The organism is Streptomyces sp. NPDC025784, assembly GCF_055558435.1.
The window spans coordinates 183,861-197,880 of record NZ_JBVHMN010000011.1; the positions used below are offsets into that span (position 1 = coordinate 183,861).

At 70.0% G+C, this 14,020-nt stretch carries 10 protein-coding genes and 1 pseudogene; 6 read left to right on the forward strand and 5 right to left on the reverse strand.

The genetic code is table 11. From position 1 onward, the window contains the following. Positions 1 to 16: 16 nt before the first annotated feature. On the reverse strand, positions 17 to 451 hold the full coding sequence (locus tag ACZ4IF_RS24980; protein WP_467566378.1) for a winged helix-turn-helix transcriptional regulator: 435 nt from the start codon (positions 449 to 451) through the stop codon (positions 17 to 19). 130 nt (positions 452 to 581) lie between these two features. On the opposite strand from ACZ4IF_RS24980, the gene ACZ4IF_RS24985 reads away from it, so the two are divergent. Both ACZ4IF_RS24985 and ACZ4IF_RS24990 read left to right on the forward strand, forming a co-directional pair. Continuing rightward, a complete protein-coding gene (locus ACZ4IF_RS24985; RefSeq protein ID WP_467566381.1) occupies positions 582 to 1,181 on the forward strand; it encodes a flavodoxin family protein in 600 nt (199 codons plus the stop codon). A gap of 102 nt (positions 1,182 to 1,283) precedes the next feature. Beyond that, positions 1,284 to 1,502, forward strand: a complete 219-nt coding sequence (locus tag ACZ4IF_RS24990; RefSeq protein WP_467566385.1) for a hypothetical protein — start codon at positions 1,284 to 1,286, stop codon at positions 1,500 to 1,502. 1,779 nt (positions 1,503 to 3,281) lie between these two features. On the opposite strand, the pseudogene ACZ4IF_RS24995 reads toward ACZ4IF_RS24990, so the two are convergent. Then, positions 3,282 to 3,679: pseudogene (locus ACZ4IF_RS24995) on the reverse strand (NUDIX hydrolase). 121 nt (positions 3,680 to 3,800) lie between these two features. Further along, on the reverse strand, positions 3,801 to 4,769 hold the full coding sequence (locus tag ACZ4IF_RS25000; RefSeq protein ID WP_467566388.1) for a CAP domain-containing protein: 969 nt from the start codon (positions 4,767 to 4,769) through the stop codon (positions 3,801 to 3,803). 154 nt (positions 4,770 to 4,923) lie between these two features. Between ACZ4IF_RS25000 and ACZ4IF_RS25005 the strand changes: the two genes are divergently transcribed. From ACZ4IF_RS25005 to ACZ4IF_RS25020, 4 genes are all read left to right on the forward strand, one after another. After that, positions 4,924 to 5,205, forward strand: a complete 282-nt coding sequence (locus tag ACZ4IF_RS25005) for an acylphosphatase (protein WP_028802433.1) — start codon at positions 4,924 to 4,926, stop codon at positions 5,203 to 5,205. A 381-nt stretch (positions 5,206 to 5,586) separates the two neighbouring features. Then, the gene (locus tag ACZ4IF_RS25010) at positions 5,587 to 5,790 is read left to right on the forward strand and encodes a hypothetical protein (protein ID WP_028802434.1); all 204 of its coding nucleotides are present in this window, start codon (positions 5,587 to 5,589) and stop codon (positions 5,788 to 5,790) included. 210 nt (positions 5,791 to 6,000) lie between these two features. Then, positions 6,001 to 9,576, forward strand: a complete 3,576-nt coding sequence (gene smc, locus ACZ4IF_RS25015) for a chromosome segregation protein SMC (protein ID WP_467566391.1) — start codon at positions 6,001 to 6,003, stop codon at positions 9,574 to 9,576. Positions 9,577 to 9,848: 272 nt separating this feature from the next. Continuing rightward, entirely contained in the window at positions 9,849 to 11,267 is a 1,419-nt protein-coding gene (locus tag ACZ4IF_RS25020; RefSeq protein WP_345658639.1) for a sugar porter family MFS transporter, read from the forward strand. A 101-nt stretch (positions 11,268 to 11,368) separates the two neighbouring features. Here the strand turns inward: ACZ4IF_RS25020 and ACZ4IF_RS25025 are convergent, their stop codons facing one another. Next, positions 11,369 to 12,349 carry an LLM class flavin-dependent oxidoreductase gene (locus ACZ4IF_RS25025; RefSeq protein WP_467566394.1) on the reverse strand — a complete coding sequence of 327 codons (981 nt, stop codon included), beginning with the start codon at positions 12,347 to 12,349 and terminating at the stop codon, positions 11,369 to 11,371. 47 nt (positions 12,350 to 12,396) lie between these two features. Continuing rightward, the gene (locus ACZ4IF_RS25030; protein WP_467566397.1) at positions 12,397 to 13,974 is read right to left on the reverse strand and encodes a cytosine permease; all 1,578 of its coding nucleotides are present in this window, start codon (positions 13,972 to 13,974) and stop codon (positions 12,397 to 12,399) included. Between the last annotated feature and the right edge of the window lie 46 nt (positions 13,975 to 14,020).

A 14,020-nucleotide genomic window follows, 5' to 3' on the forward strand; every position in this document is an offset into this window, starting at 1 on the left:
CGGTGGCGCGGGCCACCTAGCGCTCGCGCGTCCCGTCGTAGCGCTCGCGGGCCTCCAGCACGTCGTCCATGTGCCCCTCGACGAAGTCGATGAGGGTCAGCAGACGCTCGGAGACCTGGCGGCCGAGCGGCGTGAGCCGGTAGTCGACGCGGGGCGGGTTGGTGGGCTGGGCCTCGCGGTGCACCAGACCGTCGCGCTCCAGCGCGTGCAGCGTCTGGGAGAGCATCTTCTCGCTGACCCCGTCCACACGGCGACGCAGCTCGTTGAAGCGGAACGTGCCGTCGTGCAGCGCGCCCAGCGTCAGTGAGCCCCACCGTCCGGTGACGTGCTCCAGCGTGCCCCGGGAGGGGCAGCTGCGGGCGAACACGTTGTACGCGAGGTCCTTGCCCTGCACGCAGGCGGCGCTCCGGCCGCCGTCGGTGCCCTCAGCGGTCTGCGCGACAGATTCCATACCCTGAGCATACGCGGACACAGCGCTAACCAGAAGGTTGCGCTATCTAGAAGTTAGTGCTTTCCTTTCGTCATCTTCAGCGAGCAGCGCAGATGTCGCTGCCCGCTTTCGCCCCTGAGGAGTACGAATCGTGACGACCCCCGTTGTCTCCATCGCCTACCACTCCGGCCACGGCCACACCGCCGTGCTCGCCGAGGCCGTCCGCGCGGGTGCCGCCGAGGCCGGCGCCCAGGTCGAGCTGATCAAGGTCGACGAGATCACCGACGCGCAGTGGGAGCTGCTCGACGCCTCGGACGCGATCGTGTTCGGCTCGCCGACGTACATGGGCACCGCTTCCGGTGCCTTCCACGCCTTCGCCGAAGCGTCCTCGAAGCGCTGGTTCGGCCAGGACTGGCGGGACAAGCTCGCCGCCGGATTCACCAACTCCGGTTCCAAGAGCGGCGACAAGCTGCACACGCTTCAGTTCTTCCAGATCCTCGCCGCGCAGCACGGCATGAACTGGATCAACCTCGGTCTGCACCCGGGCTGGAACAGCAGCACGGCCTCCGAGCACGACCTCAACCGCCTCGGCGTCTTCGCCGGCGCCGCCGCGCAGACCAATGTCGACGAGGGCCCGGACGGCGTGCACAAGGCGGACATCGCCACCGCCGAGCATCTCGGCCGCCGGATCGCCGAGGCGGCCCGTGTCTTCGCGCTGGGGCGCGTGGCGGCGGCCGGGGTGGCCGCCTGAAGCTCCCCGTCCGGACGCCCGGCGCCGCGGGGCACGGGGGAGTGGCGTTTCTGGCGCGTGCCTGTGATGCGAGAAAAATCGAACACATGATTGAATCGCGTCATGCGACCGTTTCCCGACGATCTCGTCCAGGCGCAGCAGGAGTGGAGCACCACCTACCGTCGGCTGGCCGAGCAGCCCGGCCGGACCGAGCTGCGCCGCCGTCTGCACCGGCTGTCGACCGCGGTGCTCTTCCATCCGTACTGGCAGGAGCGCGGCCGGACCCCGGCGGCCTGGTGGGAGCTGCGCAGCCTCGGGCGGCGGGGCGGCGGCCGGGGCTGAGCGCCCGCCCCGGCCCGCGCGGGCGGCGCCCACGGGTGAACATGCCGACGGCGGCCCCGAGGGGCCGCCGTGGAAAAAGCGGACGGTGCCCCGAGGGGCCGCCGTCGAAGTCGTGAGGTCTGCGCCGCCGGTCAGTCGGTCGCCTGGAGGTGTCGCCGGTCCGGCACGGTCACAGTGGTTGCTGTACTCCGCTGCTGTACTACAGCCACCATGCCGGCTCCCGTGGTCGCTGCGAGGAGTCATGCTCACCAGTAGAACCAACCTGGTGTCGCCGTGTAGTCCTGAGGTATGTAGTCGCACTTGTCACCGACAGGCCGTTGGGCTGCGATCGTTGCAGCGCGACTCTCCCCGCGAGCATCTACGCCGTCTGCTGCTATGAGCAGTGCAACCACAGTGATCATGCATGCGAGGTGGAGAAGGGCGCTCCGCGGTTTGTTCCACCAGAGAGCGATGGCGCTGAGGGCCGATACGGCGCCGGCCGACAGCACCAGACCAAGAGCGGTGTATGTCAGACGGTCAACAGCTTCCGAAGCGTGGCAGAAGACGTACTGGCGACCGCCCCTGAAAGCGCTGAGCCGTTCGAACAGCGCGCCAGCGGTCAGTAACAGCCCGAACAAGGCAACATGCCCAGCTCTCAGCACGGGCCGGGTGCCTACCGTGGTGTCAGCGGCTTTCAAGATCCCCCCAGTGGCGCACTCTTGATGAGCTCGTCGTGCACAGTAGCGCGCGGTCGGTGGATCCAAGCAGAGGGAGCTTCGCCCGTGGACTGAGGGCGGCGCCCGGCAAGCCCAGCCTTAAGGCCTGGCCTCATCCCTATCAGGTCGATCAGCGGGGGTTGGCGACGTCGGCCAACCGGTACTGCTCCTCGGCAGATAGTCCATTGAGGTCCGGCGACGGCCGCCGCTGTTCGCGCTTGTTGGTGTCAGTCGCTGGTGTCAACCGCTGTGTGCGGTCTTGACAAGCGTGGCTATCCCGCCGATCGCCGCTTTCAGAATGGCGGGTCGTCGGCATAGCCGTCCGCCCAGGGGTCGGCATCTGAGATCCGCGAGTCAGGCAGAGGGCCGGGCTCTGCACCCCAGGTGACGAGGCACCGCTTAGCAAGGTATCGGTAACCCCGGTACTCGCTGGTGCTTAGCGTGTTGCGTACCAGCGGCACGAGCTTCGGGATGTGTACGGCCAGGCCAGGCGCGGCGAGCGTCATCGCAGCTGCGTGTACCGCTGCTTCCCGGATCAGAAGGTCCGTATCACCTTGACGCCCCTGGGCCGCGTCTGCTCGGCTCAGCCCGGGTCGACGGTGGATGGGATGGGAGCACCCCGCGCACGCCACTACGTGCCCGCGGTCGGCGACGGCGCCCCCTCCATCCCGGTGCCGGCCGATCCCCCGCCGGAGGCATCGTTCTGACCGTAAGCCGCCCTATACGGACGGACGGGCGGGCGGCGACGTGCGGCCGGTGGCGAAGACAGGTAAGGCGGCGCGGCGGCGACCGGCCGGCGCCGCCGCGCTGGGCGCGGCCCTCGGGTCCTTGATCCGACCTACCGGCAGTAGGCAACCGGGTGGAAAGGGGTGCGCCGTGGCCTCATTAGCGGGGCGTTGGGGTCGAGCTGCTGTTGCGTCTTTCCCTTCCTGAGCCCGGATCGCGGTGGCGGTGGCGTGGGGGCCGGGGGTGGCCGTCAATGCGCTTGGGCGGCGGGTGCGGCGGCCGGGTTGGCGATGATCCAGAGGCTTCGTTGGCCGCGGGACCAGCGAGCGAAGCGGGCCTTGATGAAGTAGGGAAAGTTCTACCGCGCTGCGATCAGGCTCTTGCCGTCATGGCTCCGCACGTGGGGCCCGTTGCCGTCCGAGGCGTCCAGGAGCCGGATCGCGAAGACCTCGGCCATGGGCTCGCTGACCTCTTCAGGGGTGAGCCAGTCGACCGCGGTCGATTCGCTGGAGGTGCGCTCGGTGCCGCCGGAGGGCTTGCAGCGGAAGACCAGGGCGACGATACCCCGGGTGGTGTTCTTGCAGACCCCGGTGAGCTGGTCCACCTCGACGTGGATGCCCGTCTCCTCCAGGACCTCGCGGGCGACGCCGGCCTCGGGGTCTCGTCGAGTGCGAGTACGCCGCCGGGAAGTTCCCAAGTGCGGCGGATCGCCAGAAGTCGGCCGTCCCCGCCGATGACCAGTCCGGCTACGGACAATGCCGTCGAGCGGGACTCGGACCCGGGCCGCCGTGGACGGAGTCTTCATGGAAGAAGAGTCCACGCAGGACGGCCCGGACACGGCCCAGGAGGGTGCTTAGCCCTCTGACCTGCGGTTAGTTCAGTAACCGAAGTCCTGCGTCCACCAAGGGCCGCCCGAGCCGAAGTGGGCTCCGACGCCGAGAGTCTTGAAGTCGCAGTTCAGTATGTTGGCGCGATGGCCGGGGCTGTTCATCCAGGCCTCCATCACCGCCTCGGCGGTGGTCTGGCCACGGGCTATGTTCTCGCCGCCCAGACCGGTTATCCCGGCCTGCGCCGCACGGTCCCAGGGGCTGAGCCCGCCCGGGTCGGTGTGGTCGAAGAAGTCGCGCAGCGCCATGTCCTCGCTGAACGACTGGGCCAGCTCGGACAGGGAGCTGTTCGCTGCCACCGGGCTGCAGCCGACCTTGGCGCGCTCCTCGTTGACCAGGCGCAGCACCTCGGCCTCCGCCGCCGTCTCCGCGGACACCGTCACCGGCTCCTTGGTCTTCGGCCCCTTGGTGGCCTGCTCGGCCGGCTTGCTCGGCTTGGGGGCCTTGGTCTTGGCGGGCTTGGAGGGGTGCTCCTTCGGGGGCGCCGTGGTGCTTGGCGCGGCCGGCGACGTCGAGGGGGCGGCCGGGGGCGAGACGGAGCGCTGGGCGTCACGGCTCGTCGGGGTGCCGTCGTCGCGGGAGTCGTCCGCGGAGCCCGATGTGCCGCCCTGCTGGGTCTCCAGGGACGACGGGGAGCTCGCGGCCTGCACGTTGTCGGAGTTGTTGCTGCCGCCGCCGAGCGAGTAGTTCTCGCTGCCCGGCAGCACGCCGGTCGCGACGGCGACGGTTCCCAGCGCCACGGCCGCCGACACACCGAGCAGACCCGTGCGCACGGGCGTCACCGTCTTGCGCTTGCGGTGCGAGCGGGCGGCGGCGGTGGGCGGGAGGTCGGCGACGGCTGCGTAGCCGTACAGATTCTCCGGACCGTAACTCTCCGTGGGGGTCCCGTGTGTTTCCGTGACCCCGGTGCCGCGCCCTGTGGCGGCGCGGCCGGCGGCGGAGCGTCGGTGGCGTCCCATCTTCTGGGCCTTCCTCGATCTTGCGGTCAGCGATCCCCGGATGAACCTCACTCGAAAGAGTGAGTTTCCTGTGAGGCTCATTGGGTCGGGACGGTACCCCATGCCGCGTGAGGGGGAAGTGCTCCGAGAGACATTGTCCGGTTAGCGTGCACCCATGAACGAGGTTGCACGGCTGGTCGTCTGGGTGCGCGGAAGGGTCCAAGGTGTGGGTTTCCGCTGGTTCACGCGCGCCAAGGCCCTGGAGATCGGCGGGCTGAGTGGTTTTGCTCTCAATCTGGACGACGGACGCGTCCAGGTCGTGGCGGAGGGCCCGCGCGACGACTGCCAGAGTCTGCTCGACTGGCTCCAGGGCGACGACACGCCCGGCCGGGTCGACGGAGTCACTGAGATCTGGGACACGCCCCGCGGGATCTACGACGGCTTCGCCGTCCGCTGACGACATCGACCCCGGTGACCTCGACGGACCGGGGTCGGGCATGCCACCGGCACCTGCCGGGAGCAGAAATGACCTGGTGGTTGCCAAGAACGGCGAGAAGTGGCAGGCTCCCCAGAGAAGGATGATCTCCACGCCCTGAGGGCCCCGCAGGAGTCGCAGCGCAGCCGTCAGAAGGCCGCGCGACAGTGGGTTGCCCCCCAATACGGGGCGTGATCGTGTTGACCGTCAAACTTTTTGGTGAGACGCTGAAAGCCCCGCGCACCTTAGCTGTTTGGCATGTGGAACGGCAGCAGGACATCAGCAGTGTCAAGCATCGCGGGTGCGATTCCCTCACGACCCACACCGCTTCGGTCGGTCACTCAGTGTGGAGGACCATCCATCATGGCAAAGGCGCTTCTCGGTTACGTCGGCGGCTCCGACCCGCGACTCATTGCCGAGATGCGACGGCTCCAGCAGCGCGTACAGGACCTCGAATCCGAGCTCGTACGGATCCAGGCCGAGAACGACGCGCTCGCGGCTGCCGCTTCTCACGATTCGCTTCTTGAGAGCATCGACGTACCCCAGGCGGAGCCTGCGCTCACCTGATCACTGCACCGCACCACGACAGCAGTGGTTGGGCTGCCCGTATCAACCGCTAAGTTGTCAGATTTGCAAGGGACGCCTCTTCGGCGTCCCTTCTTTCTTGCCCCCGCGTCCCCTTCCCCTCTCTTCACCGTCTGGTGTGCCCTGCACGTTCATGGGTGAAACCGCGCGTTCATGGAGTGAGACCCGGCCCGAAAGGTAGAGTCCAGCGGCGTGCACCTCAAGGCCCTGACCCTGCGCGGGTTCAAGTCGTTCGCCTCGGCGACCACGCTGCGGTTCGAGCCGGGCATCACGTGCGTCGTGGGCCCCAACGGCTCGGGCAAGTCCAATGTCGTGGACGCGCTGAGCTGGGTCATGGGCGAGCAGGGGGCCAAGTCGCTGCGCGGCGGCAAGATGGAGGACGTCATCTTCGCCGGCACCACCGGCCGCCCGCCGTTGGGCCGCGCCGAGGTGTCGCTCACCATCGACAACTCCGACGGGGCCCTGCCCATCGAGTACGCCGAGGTCACCATCACGCGGATCATGTTCCGCAACGGCGGCAGCGAATACCAGATCAACGGTGACACCTGCCGGCTCCTCGACATCCAGGAGCTGTTGTCCGACTCCGGCATCGGCCGCGAGATGCACGTCATCGTCGGGCAGGGCCAGCTCGACTCCGTCCTGCACGCCGACCCGATGGGCCGCCGCGCGTTCATCGAGGAGGCCGCGGGCGTCCTCAAGCACCGCAAGCGCAAGGAGAAGGCGCTGCGGAAACTGGACGCGATGCAGGCCAACCTCGCCCGCGTGCAGGACCTCACGGACGAACTGCGGCGGCAGCTGAAACCGCTCGGCCGGCAGGCGGCGGTGGCGCGCCGGGCAGCGGTCATCCAGGCCGATCTGCGCGACGCGCGACTGCGGCTCCTCGCCGACGACCTCGTACGGCTGCGGCAGGCGCTGCAGACCGAGATCGCCGACGAGGCCGCGCTGAAGGCGCGCAAGGAGTCCGCCGAGGCCGAGTTGAAGAAGGCGCTCCAGCGCGAAGCCCTCCTGGAGGACGAGGTGCGGCAGCTGACTCCGCGCCTGCAGCGGGCCCAGCAGACCTGGTACGAGCTGTCGCAGCTCGCCGAGCGGGTGCGCGGCACGATCTCGCTGGCCGACGCACGCGTGAAGAGCGCCACGTCCGTGCCCGCCGAGGAGCGGCGCGGGCGCGACCCCGAGGACATGGAGCGCGAGGCCGCGCGCATCCGCGAGCAGGAGGCCGAGCTCGAAGCGGCGCTGGAGGCGGCCGAACGCGCTCTGGAGGACACCGTCGCGCACCGCGCCGAACTGGAGCGCGAACTCGCGCTGGAGGAGCGCCGCCTCAAGGACGTGGCCCGTGCCATCGCCGACCGCCGTGAGGGCCTCGCCCGCCTGAACGGCCAGGTCAACGCAGCCCGTTCGCGAGCCGCCTCCGCCCAGGCCGAGATCGACCGCCTCGCCTCGGCCCGCGACGAGGCCCAGGAACGCGCCTTCGCCGCCCAGGAGGAGTACGAGCAGCTGAAGGCCGAGGTCGACGGCCTCGACGCGGGCGACGTGGAGCTCGCCGAGCGGCACGAGGAGGCCAAGAGGCAGCTGTCCGAGGCGGAGGCCGCCCTGACCGCCGCCCGTGAAGCGGTCACCGCGGCCGAGCGCAGGCGCGCCGCCACCCAGGCCCGCCACGAGGCGCTCGCCCTCGGCCTGCGCCGCAAGGACGGCACGGGCGCGCTGCTCGGGGCCCGCGACCGGCTCACCGGCCTGCTCGGGCCCGCGGCCGAACTGCTCTCGGTCACACCCGGTTTCGAGGTCCCGCTGGCCGCGGCGTTCGGCGCCGCCGCCGACGCGATCGCCGTCACCAGCCCGGCCTCCGCGGCGGAGGCCATCCGGCTGCTGCGCAAGCAGGACGCGGGCCGGGCGGCCCTCCTGCTGACCGGAGCGCCGGACGAACCCGGAGACGGCACCCCGGGCGGCGCCGCTCCGGCACAGCCGGACGGCTCCCGGTACGCCGCCGAACTGGTCCGTGGTCCCGCCGAGCTGATGCCCGCCGTACGGAGGCTGCTGCGCGGCATCGTCGTGGTCGGCACCCTCGAGGACGCCGAGGACCTCGTCTACGCGCGGCCCGAGCTCACCGCCGTCACCGCGGAGGGCGACCTGCTCGGCGCGCACTTCGCGCACGGCGGTTCCGCCGGGGCGCCCAGCCTGCTGGAGGTGCAGGCGTCCGTGGACGAGGCGGCGGCCGAGCTGGAGGAACTCGCGGTCCGCTGCGAGGAGCTGACCGAGGCGCAGCATCTGGCGGCCGAAGTGCGTGGTGAACGGGCCGCGCTCGTCGAGGAGCTGGGCGAGCGGCGGCGGGCAGCCGAGCGGGAGAAGTCCTCCGTCGCGCAGCAGCTCGGGCGGCTGGCCGGCCAGGCGCGCGGCGCCGCCGGGGAGGCGGAACGGAGCACGGCTGCCGCGGCGCGCGCCCAGGACGCCCTGGACCGGGCGGTCGAAGAGGCCGAGGAACTGGCGGAACGGCTCGCGGTGGCCGAGGAGATGCCGGTGGAGGAGGAACCCGACACCTCCGTGCGCGACCGGCTCGCGGCCGACGGCGCCAACGCCCGGCAGACCGAGATGGAGGCCCGCCTCCAGGTGCGTACGCACGAGGAGCGGGTCAAGGGGCTCGCCGGACGCGCCGACGGACTCGACCGGGCCGCGCGCGCCGAACGCGAGGCACGCGCGCGTGCCGAGCAGCGGCGTGCCCGGCTGCGGCACGAGGCCGCGGTCGCCGAGGCCGTCGCCTCCGGCGCGCGCCAGCTGCTCGCCCACGTCGAGGTCTCGCTGACCCGCGCGGAGGAGGAGCGGGCCGCCGCGGAGAACGCGAAGACGCACCGGGAGCAGGCCCTCGGCGTCGCCCGGGGCGAGGGTCGTGACCTGAAGGCGGAGCTCGACAAGCTGACGGACTCGGTGCATCGCGGCGAGGTGCTCGGCGCGGAGAAGCGGCTGCGGATAGAGCAACTGGAGTCGAAGGCGCTGGAGGAGCTCGGTGTCGAGCCGGCCGGGCTCGTCGCGGACTACGGTCCGGACCAGCCGGTGCCGCCGTCGCTGCCCGCCGAGGGCGAGGAACTGCCGGAGGACCCGGAGCACCCGCGCAATCAGCCCCGGCCGTTCCACCGTGCGGAGCAGGAGAAGCGGCTCAAGTCAGCCGAGCGGGCGTATCAGCAGCTCGGCAAGGTCAATCCGCTCGCCCTGGAGGAGTTCGCCGCGCTGGAGGAGCGTCACAAGTTCCTCAGCGAGCAGCTGGAGGACCTCAAGAAGACGCGCGCCGATCTGCTTCAGGTGGTGAAGGAGGTCGACGAGCGCGTCGAGCAGGTGTTCACCGAGGCGTACCGGGACACGGCCCGGGAGTTCGAGGGGGTCTTCAGCCGGCTGTTCCCGGGAGGGGAGGGGCGGCTGATCCTGACCGATCCCGACAACATGCTCACCACGGGTGTGGACGTCGAGGCCCGGCCGCCGGGCAAGAAGGTCAAGCGGCTCTCCCTGCTGTCCGGCGGTGAGCGGTCCCTGACCGCGGTGGCGATGCTCGTGTCGATCTTCAAGGCCAGGCCGAGTCCGTTCTATGTGATGGACGAGGTCGAGGCGGCGCTCGACGACACCAACCTCCAGCGGCTGATCCGGATCATGCAGGAGCTCCAGGAGGCCTCGCAGCTGATCGTGATCACGCACCAGAAGCGCACGATGGAGGTCGCCGACGCGCTGTACGGCGTCTCCATGCAGGGCGACGGTGTGTCGAAGGTCATCAGCCAGCGTCTCCGCTAGCGCCGCAAAAGTGCGTGTAGCCCACACCTGTCTTGACCTGGGCTTCCTGCCGCCTTCACCTTGACTTCAAGTGTTGAACATAACTCTGGGGAAGCTGTGGCTAAAATTCATAGCTGGGCGCCTGTTGACTTCGGAACTTGAAGGCATAGTCTCTGCAACGTTGCTTTTACCTTCAGGTGGTGGGCGGCGTGAACCTGTGCGCCACTGGAACCACCAGCGAAGGGCTCGCCCCCCACCCCCGGCAGTGACGCCGGTGGCCCGAGGAGTTACCCGTGACCAGCACAGCGCAGGCACCTCAGTCAGGAGCCAGGTCGGCTCACCCCGAACATCTCGGGCATGTCATCTTCATCGCGGCGGCGGCCGCCATGGGCGGTTTCCTCTTCGGTTACGACAGCGCCGTGATCAACGGTGCCGTCGAGGCCATCCGCAGCCGCTACGACATCGGCTCCGCGGCCCTGGCCCAGGTCATCGCCATCGCGCTGATCGGCTGCGCCATCGGCGCCGCCACCGCGGGCCGCATAGCCGACCGCATCGGCCGCATCCGGTGCATGCAGATCGCCGCGGTCCTCTTCACCATCAGCGCCGTGGGTTCGGCGCTGCCCTTCGCGCTGTGGGACCTCGCCTTCTGGCGCATCATCGGCGGCTTCGCCATCGGTATGGCCTCCGTGATCGGCCCCGCCTACATCGCCGAGGTCGCCCCGGCCGCGTACCGAGGTCGCCTCGGCTCCTTCCAGCAGGCCGCGATCGTCATCGGCATCGCCATCTCGCAGCTGGTCAACTGGGGCATCCTGAATGCCGCGGGCGGCGACCAGCGCGGCAACCTGATGGGCCTGGAGGCCTGGCAGGTCATGCTCGGCGTCATGGTCGTCCCGGCCGTCCTCTACGGCCTGCTCTCCTTCGCGATCCCCGAGTCGCCGCGCTTCCTGATCTCCGCCGGTCGCCAGGACCGCGCCCGCGAGGTCCTCAAGGAGGTCGAGGGCGACAAGATCGACCTGAACGCCCGCGTCGCCGAGATCGAGCACGCCATGAAGCGTGAGCACAAGTCGACCTTCAAGGACCTGCTCGGCGGCTCCTTCTTCTTCAAGCCGATCGTCTGGGTCGGCATCGGCCTCTCGGTCTTCCAGCAGTTCGTCGGCATCAACGTCGCGTTCTACTACTCCTCGACGCTGTGGCAGTCGGTCGGCGTCGACCCGACGGACTCGTTCTTCTACTCGTTCACCACGTCGATCATCAACATCGTCGGCACCGTGATCGCGATGATCTTCGTGGACCGGATCGGCCGCAAGCCGCTCGCCCTCATCGGCTCCGTGGGCATGGTCATCGGTCTCGGCCTGGAGGCCTGGGCCTTCTCCTTCGACCTGGTGGACGGCAAGCTGCCGGCGACCCAGGGCTGGGTCGCCCTGATCGCCGCCCACATCTTCGTCCTCTTCTTCGCCCTCTCCTGGGGCGTGGTGGTCTGGGTCTTCCTCGGCGAGATGTTCCCGAACCGCATCCGCGCCGCCGCGCTCGGCGTCGCCGCCTCCGCGCAGTGGATCGCCAACTGGGCCATCACCGCGAGCTTCCCGTCGCTGGCCGACTGGAACCTCTCCGCGACCTACGTGATCTACACGATCTTCGCCGCCCTCTCCATCCCGTTCGTGCTCAAGTACGTGAAGGAGACGAAGGGCAAGGCCCTGGAGGAGATGGGCTAGGCCTCGGCGCCGCCCCACCGAAGAGGTCCCCGGACTCGGGGAGAAGGGCCAAGTCCCCGCTGCCCCTCTCCTCGTACTCGTAAGAGGCGTACCGCCCCGGCTCAGCCCTTCAGGGCATCGAGCCGGGGCAGCACGTTCTCGCAGAACAGGTGCAGGCTGCGCCAGCCCTCGTCGACCGGCATCCCGCCGGACAACGGGTGCAGCACGTAGTTGTCGAGACCCAGGGCCACGCACGCGTCCGGCGTCAGGACGCGGTAGACGCCCTCGGCGCGCAGCTCGTCGACCGTCGTGGCCGCGGACCTCACCGCCGAGCGGATGTCCCCCGACTGCCAGGATGCGTAGGTACGGGCCTCGTGCAGGAAGTGCCTGCCGTGCTCGGCCCAGGTGCGGTCGGGGTCCTCGGAGACGTGCAGCAGCGGGGTCTCGGCCGCGGGCATCATGGTCCAGCCCTCGGTGCCGTACTCGGTCAGCCGCTCCTTGTAGTACGCCTCCAGCTCCGGGAGGTGCGCGCTCGGGAAGAACGGCAGCCCGAGACGGGCGGCGCGCCGGGCCGCCGCCTTCGACGAACCGCCGACCAGCAGCAGGGGATGCGGATCGGAGAACGGGCGCGGGGTCACCCGGACCGTACGGCCACGGTAGGAGAACTCCTCGCCGCTCCACGCCTTCAGCACGGTCTCCAGGAGTTCGTCCTGGAGCCGGCCACGCCGCTTCCAGTCCACGTCGAACAGGGCGTACTCCTCCGGCCGGTAGCCGATCCCGGCCACCGTCACGAGCCGTCCGCCGCTGAGCAGGTCGAGCACCGCGACGTCCTCGGCGAGGCGCAGCGGATCGTGCAGCGGGCCGATGACCGCCGACACGGTGACCGCGATGTGCCGGGTCGCGCCGAAGACGGCGCCCGCGAACGCGAACGGCGAGGGCAGCCAGTTGTTGGCGACGCCGTGGTGCTCCTCGGTCTGCACGGTGGTGATACCGCGGTCGTCGGCGTAGGCGGCCATCTCGACGGCCGCCTTGTAGCGGGCGCTGAGGGAGGCGGGGGTGGCTTCGGGCTCGACGAGGTTGAAGCGAACGACCGTCACGGGCATGGGGTGCCCCCCTTCGTGTGTGGGGGAGGACGCTAGCTGACGGTGCGTCAGACAGCCATAGTCGTGGCCTCTTCGGCGGAATCCGCGGGACCGCGGACCGCCGGTTTCGGCAGCACGACGTACAGCAGGAACGACACCGCCGCGGTGGCCACCCAGCCGAGGCCGTACTCGCCGATCGGGTTGCCGGACGCGAGCGGCCCGCTGAACCAGTCCGACGTGGTGAACAGCACGCCCGAGCCCAGACCGGCCGCCCACGCGACGACCGCGGCCGGGCTGAAGCCGCCCCGGTACCAGTAGGCGCTGGTGCGCGTGGTGTCCAGCAGCGCCTCGCCGTCGTACGCCGGGCGGCGCAGCATGTCCGCGCCGAAGACGCCGACCCAGGCCGAGAAGGCGACCGCGAGCAGCGACAGGAAGGCGAGGAAGGAACTCAGGAAGCTGGTCGCGACGAGCATCAGGACGCCACCGAGGACCAGTGAGATCGCGGCGTTGACCGAGACCGCCCAGTGGCGCGGCACCTTCAGGCCGAGGGTCTGCGCGGTGAAGCCCGCCGAGTACATCGACATCGCGTTGATCAGCACCATGCCGACCAGGGCGATCAGCAGGTACGGCACCGCCATCCACAGCGGCAGAGCCTCGCCGAGGAAGGAGACCGGATCGGGTGCCGAGGCGAGGTCCGGGGTGGAGACCGCCATGACCGCACCCATCAGGATCAACGGGAGCACGACGATCGCGGCACCGCCGACGGTGTTGCGCACGATCGCCACCGACGACGCCGTACGTGGCAGATAGCGCGTGAAGTCGGGCGAGGACGGCGCCCAGCTCATGCCGCCCGCCGCGATCAGCCCCACCCCCGTGACCATCAGCGCCGCGGGGCCTGCCGGCTGCGCGAACACCCTGTTCCAGTCCGTGTCGGCGACGAGGTGGCCGAGGACGAGCAGGGAGAAGACGCCGAACAGGTACGTCGCCCACTTGGTGCACCGGCGCACCGCGCCGATCCCCAGCCCCGAGATCGCGAACGTCGTGGCGACGAACAGCAGCAGGGCCGCGACGACCAGAAACGTGCTGCTCCGGACGCCGAAGAGGATGTCCAGCACGGTGAGCAGGGCGTAGGCGCCGGTCACCGCGTTGATCGTCTCCCAGCCCCACCGGGTGACCCAGATCAGCGAGCCGGGCAGGAGGTTCCCGCGCTGGCCGAATACCGCACGCGACAGCGCCATCCCCGGGGCTCCGCCGCGCTTGCCCGCGATGCCGACCAGCCCGACCAGCCCGTACGACACGGCCGGCGCCGCGACGCCGACGACCAGGGTCTGCCAGATGTTGAGCCGGAAGGTGACGGACAGGCTCGCCCCCATGGTCAGCAGCAGCACGGTGATGTTGGCGGCGACCCAGGTGGGGAAGAGCCCGCGGGTCCTGGCCCGGCGCTCGCCGGGCGGGACGGGCTCGATGCCCCGGGTCTCCAGGGCGCGGGGCGCGTGTGCGCCGGAGGCGTCCCCTGCGGGAGGTTCCGGGGTGTCCTCGTCGCGCGGACCGCGACCGGCGCGGGCATGTGCTCCGGGGGCGTGCGGTTCGCGAAAGCCGCGGGCACGAGGTCGGTGGGCGCCATCGGTCGATGCGGTGGAGCTCATGGCCAACTATCGTACGTTGGTCCTACTAAATCCTCTAAATGGCTTA

What these genes read in the sequence shown, in the direction of transcription:
- ACZ4IF_RS24980 (WP_467566378.1), bottom strand. Translation starts at nt 451, where the DNA reads ATGGAATCTGTCGCGCAGACCGCTGAGGGCACCGACGGCGGCCGGAGC.
- ACZ4IF_RS24990 (WP_467566385.1), top strand. Translation starts at nt 1,284, where the DNA reads ATGCGACCGTTTCCCGACGATCTCGTCCAGGCGCAGCAGGAGTGGAGC.
- ACZ4IF_RS25000 (WP_467566388.1), bottom strand. Translation starts at nt 4,769, where the DNA reads ATGGGACGCCACCGACGCTCCGCCGCCGGCCGCGCCGCCACAGGGCGC.
- ACZ4IF_RS25005 (WP_028802433.1), top strand. Translation starts at nt 4,924, where the DNA reads ATGAACGAGGTTGCACGGCTGGTCGTCTGGGTGCGCGGAAGGGTCCAA.
- ACZ4IF_RS25010 (WP_028802434.1), top strand. Translation starts at nt 5,587, where the DNA reads ATGGCAAAGGCGCTTCTCGGTTACGTCGGCGGCTCCGACCCGCGACTC.
- ACZ4IF_RS25025 (WP_467566394.1), bottom strand. Translation starts at nt 12,349, where the DNA reads ATGCCCGTGACGGTCGTTCGCTTCAACCTCGTCGAGCCCGAAGCCACC.
- ACZ4IF_RS25030 (WP_467566397.1), bottom strand. Translation starts at nt 13,974, where the DNA reads ATGAGCTCCACCGCATCGACCGATGGCGCCCACCGACCTCGTGCCCGC.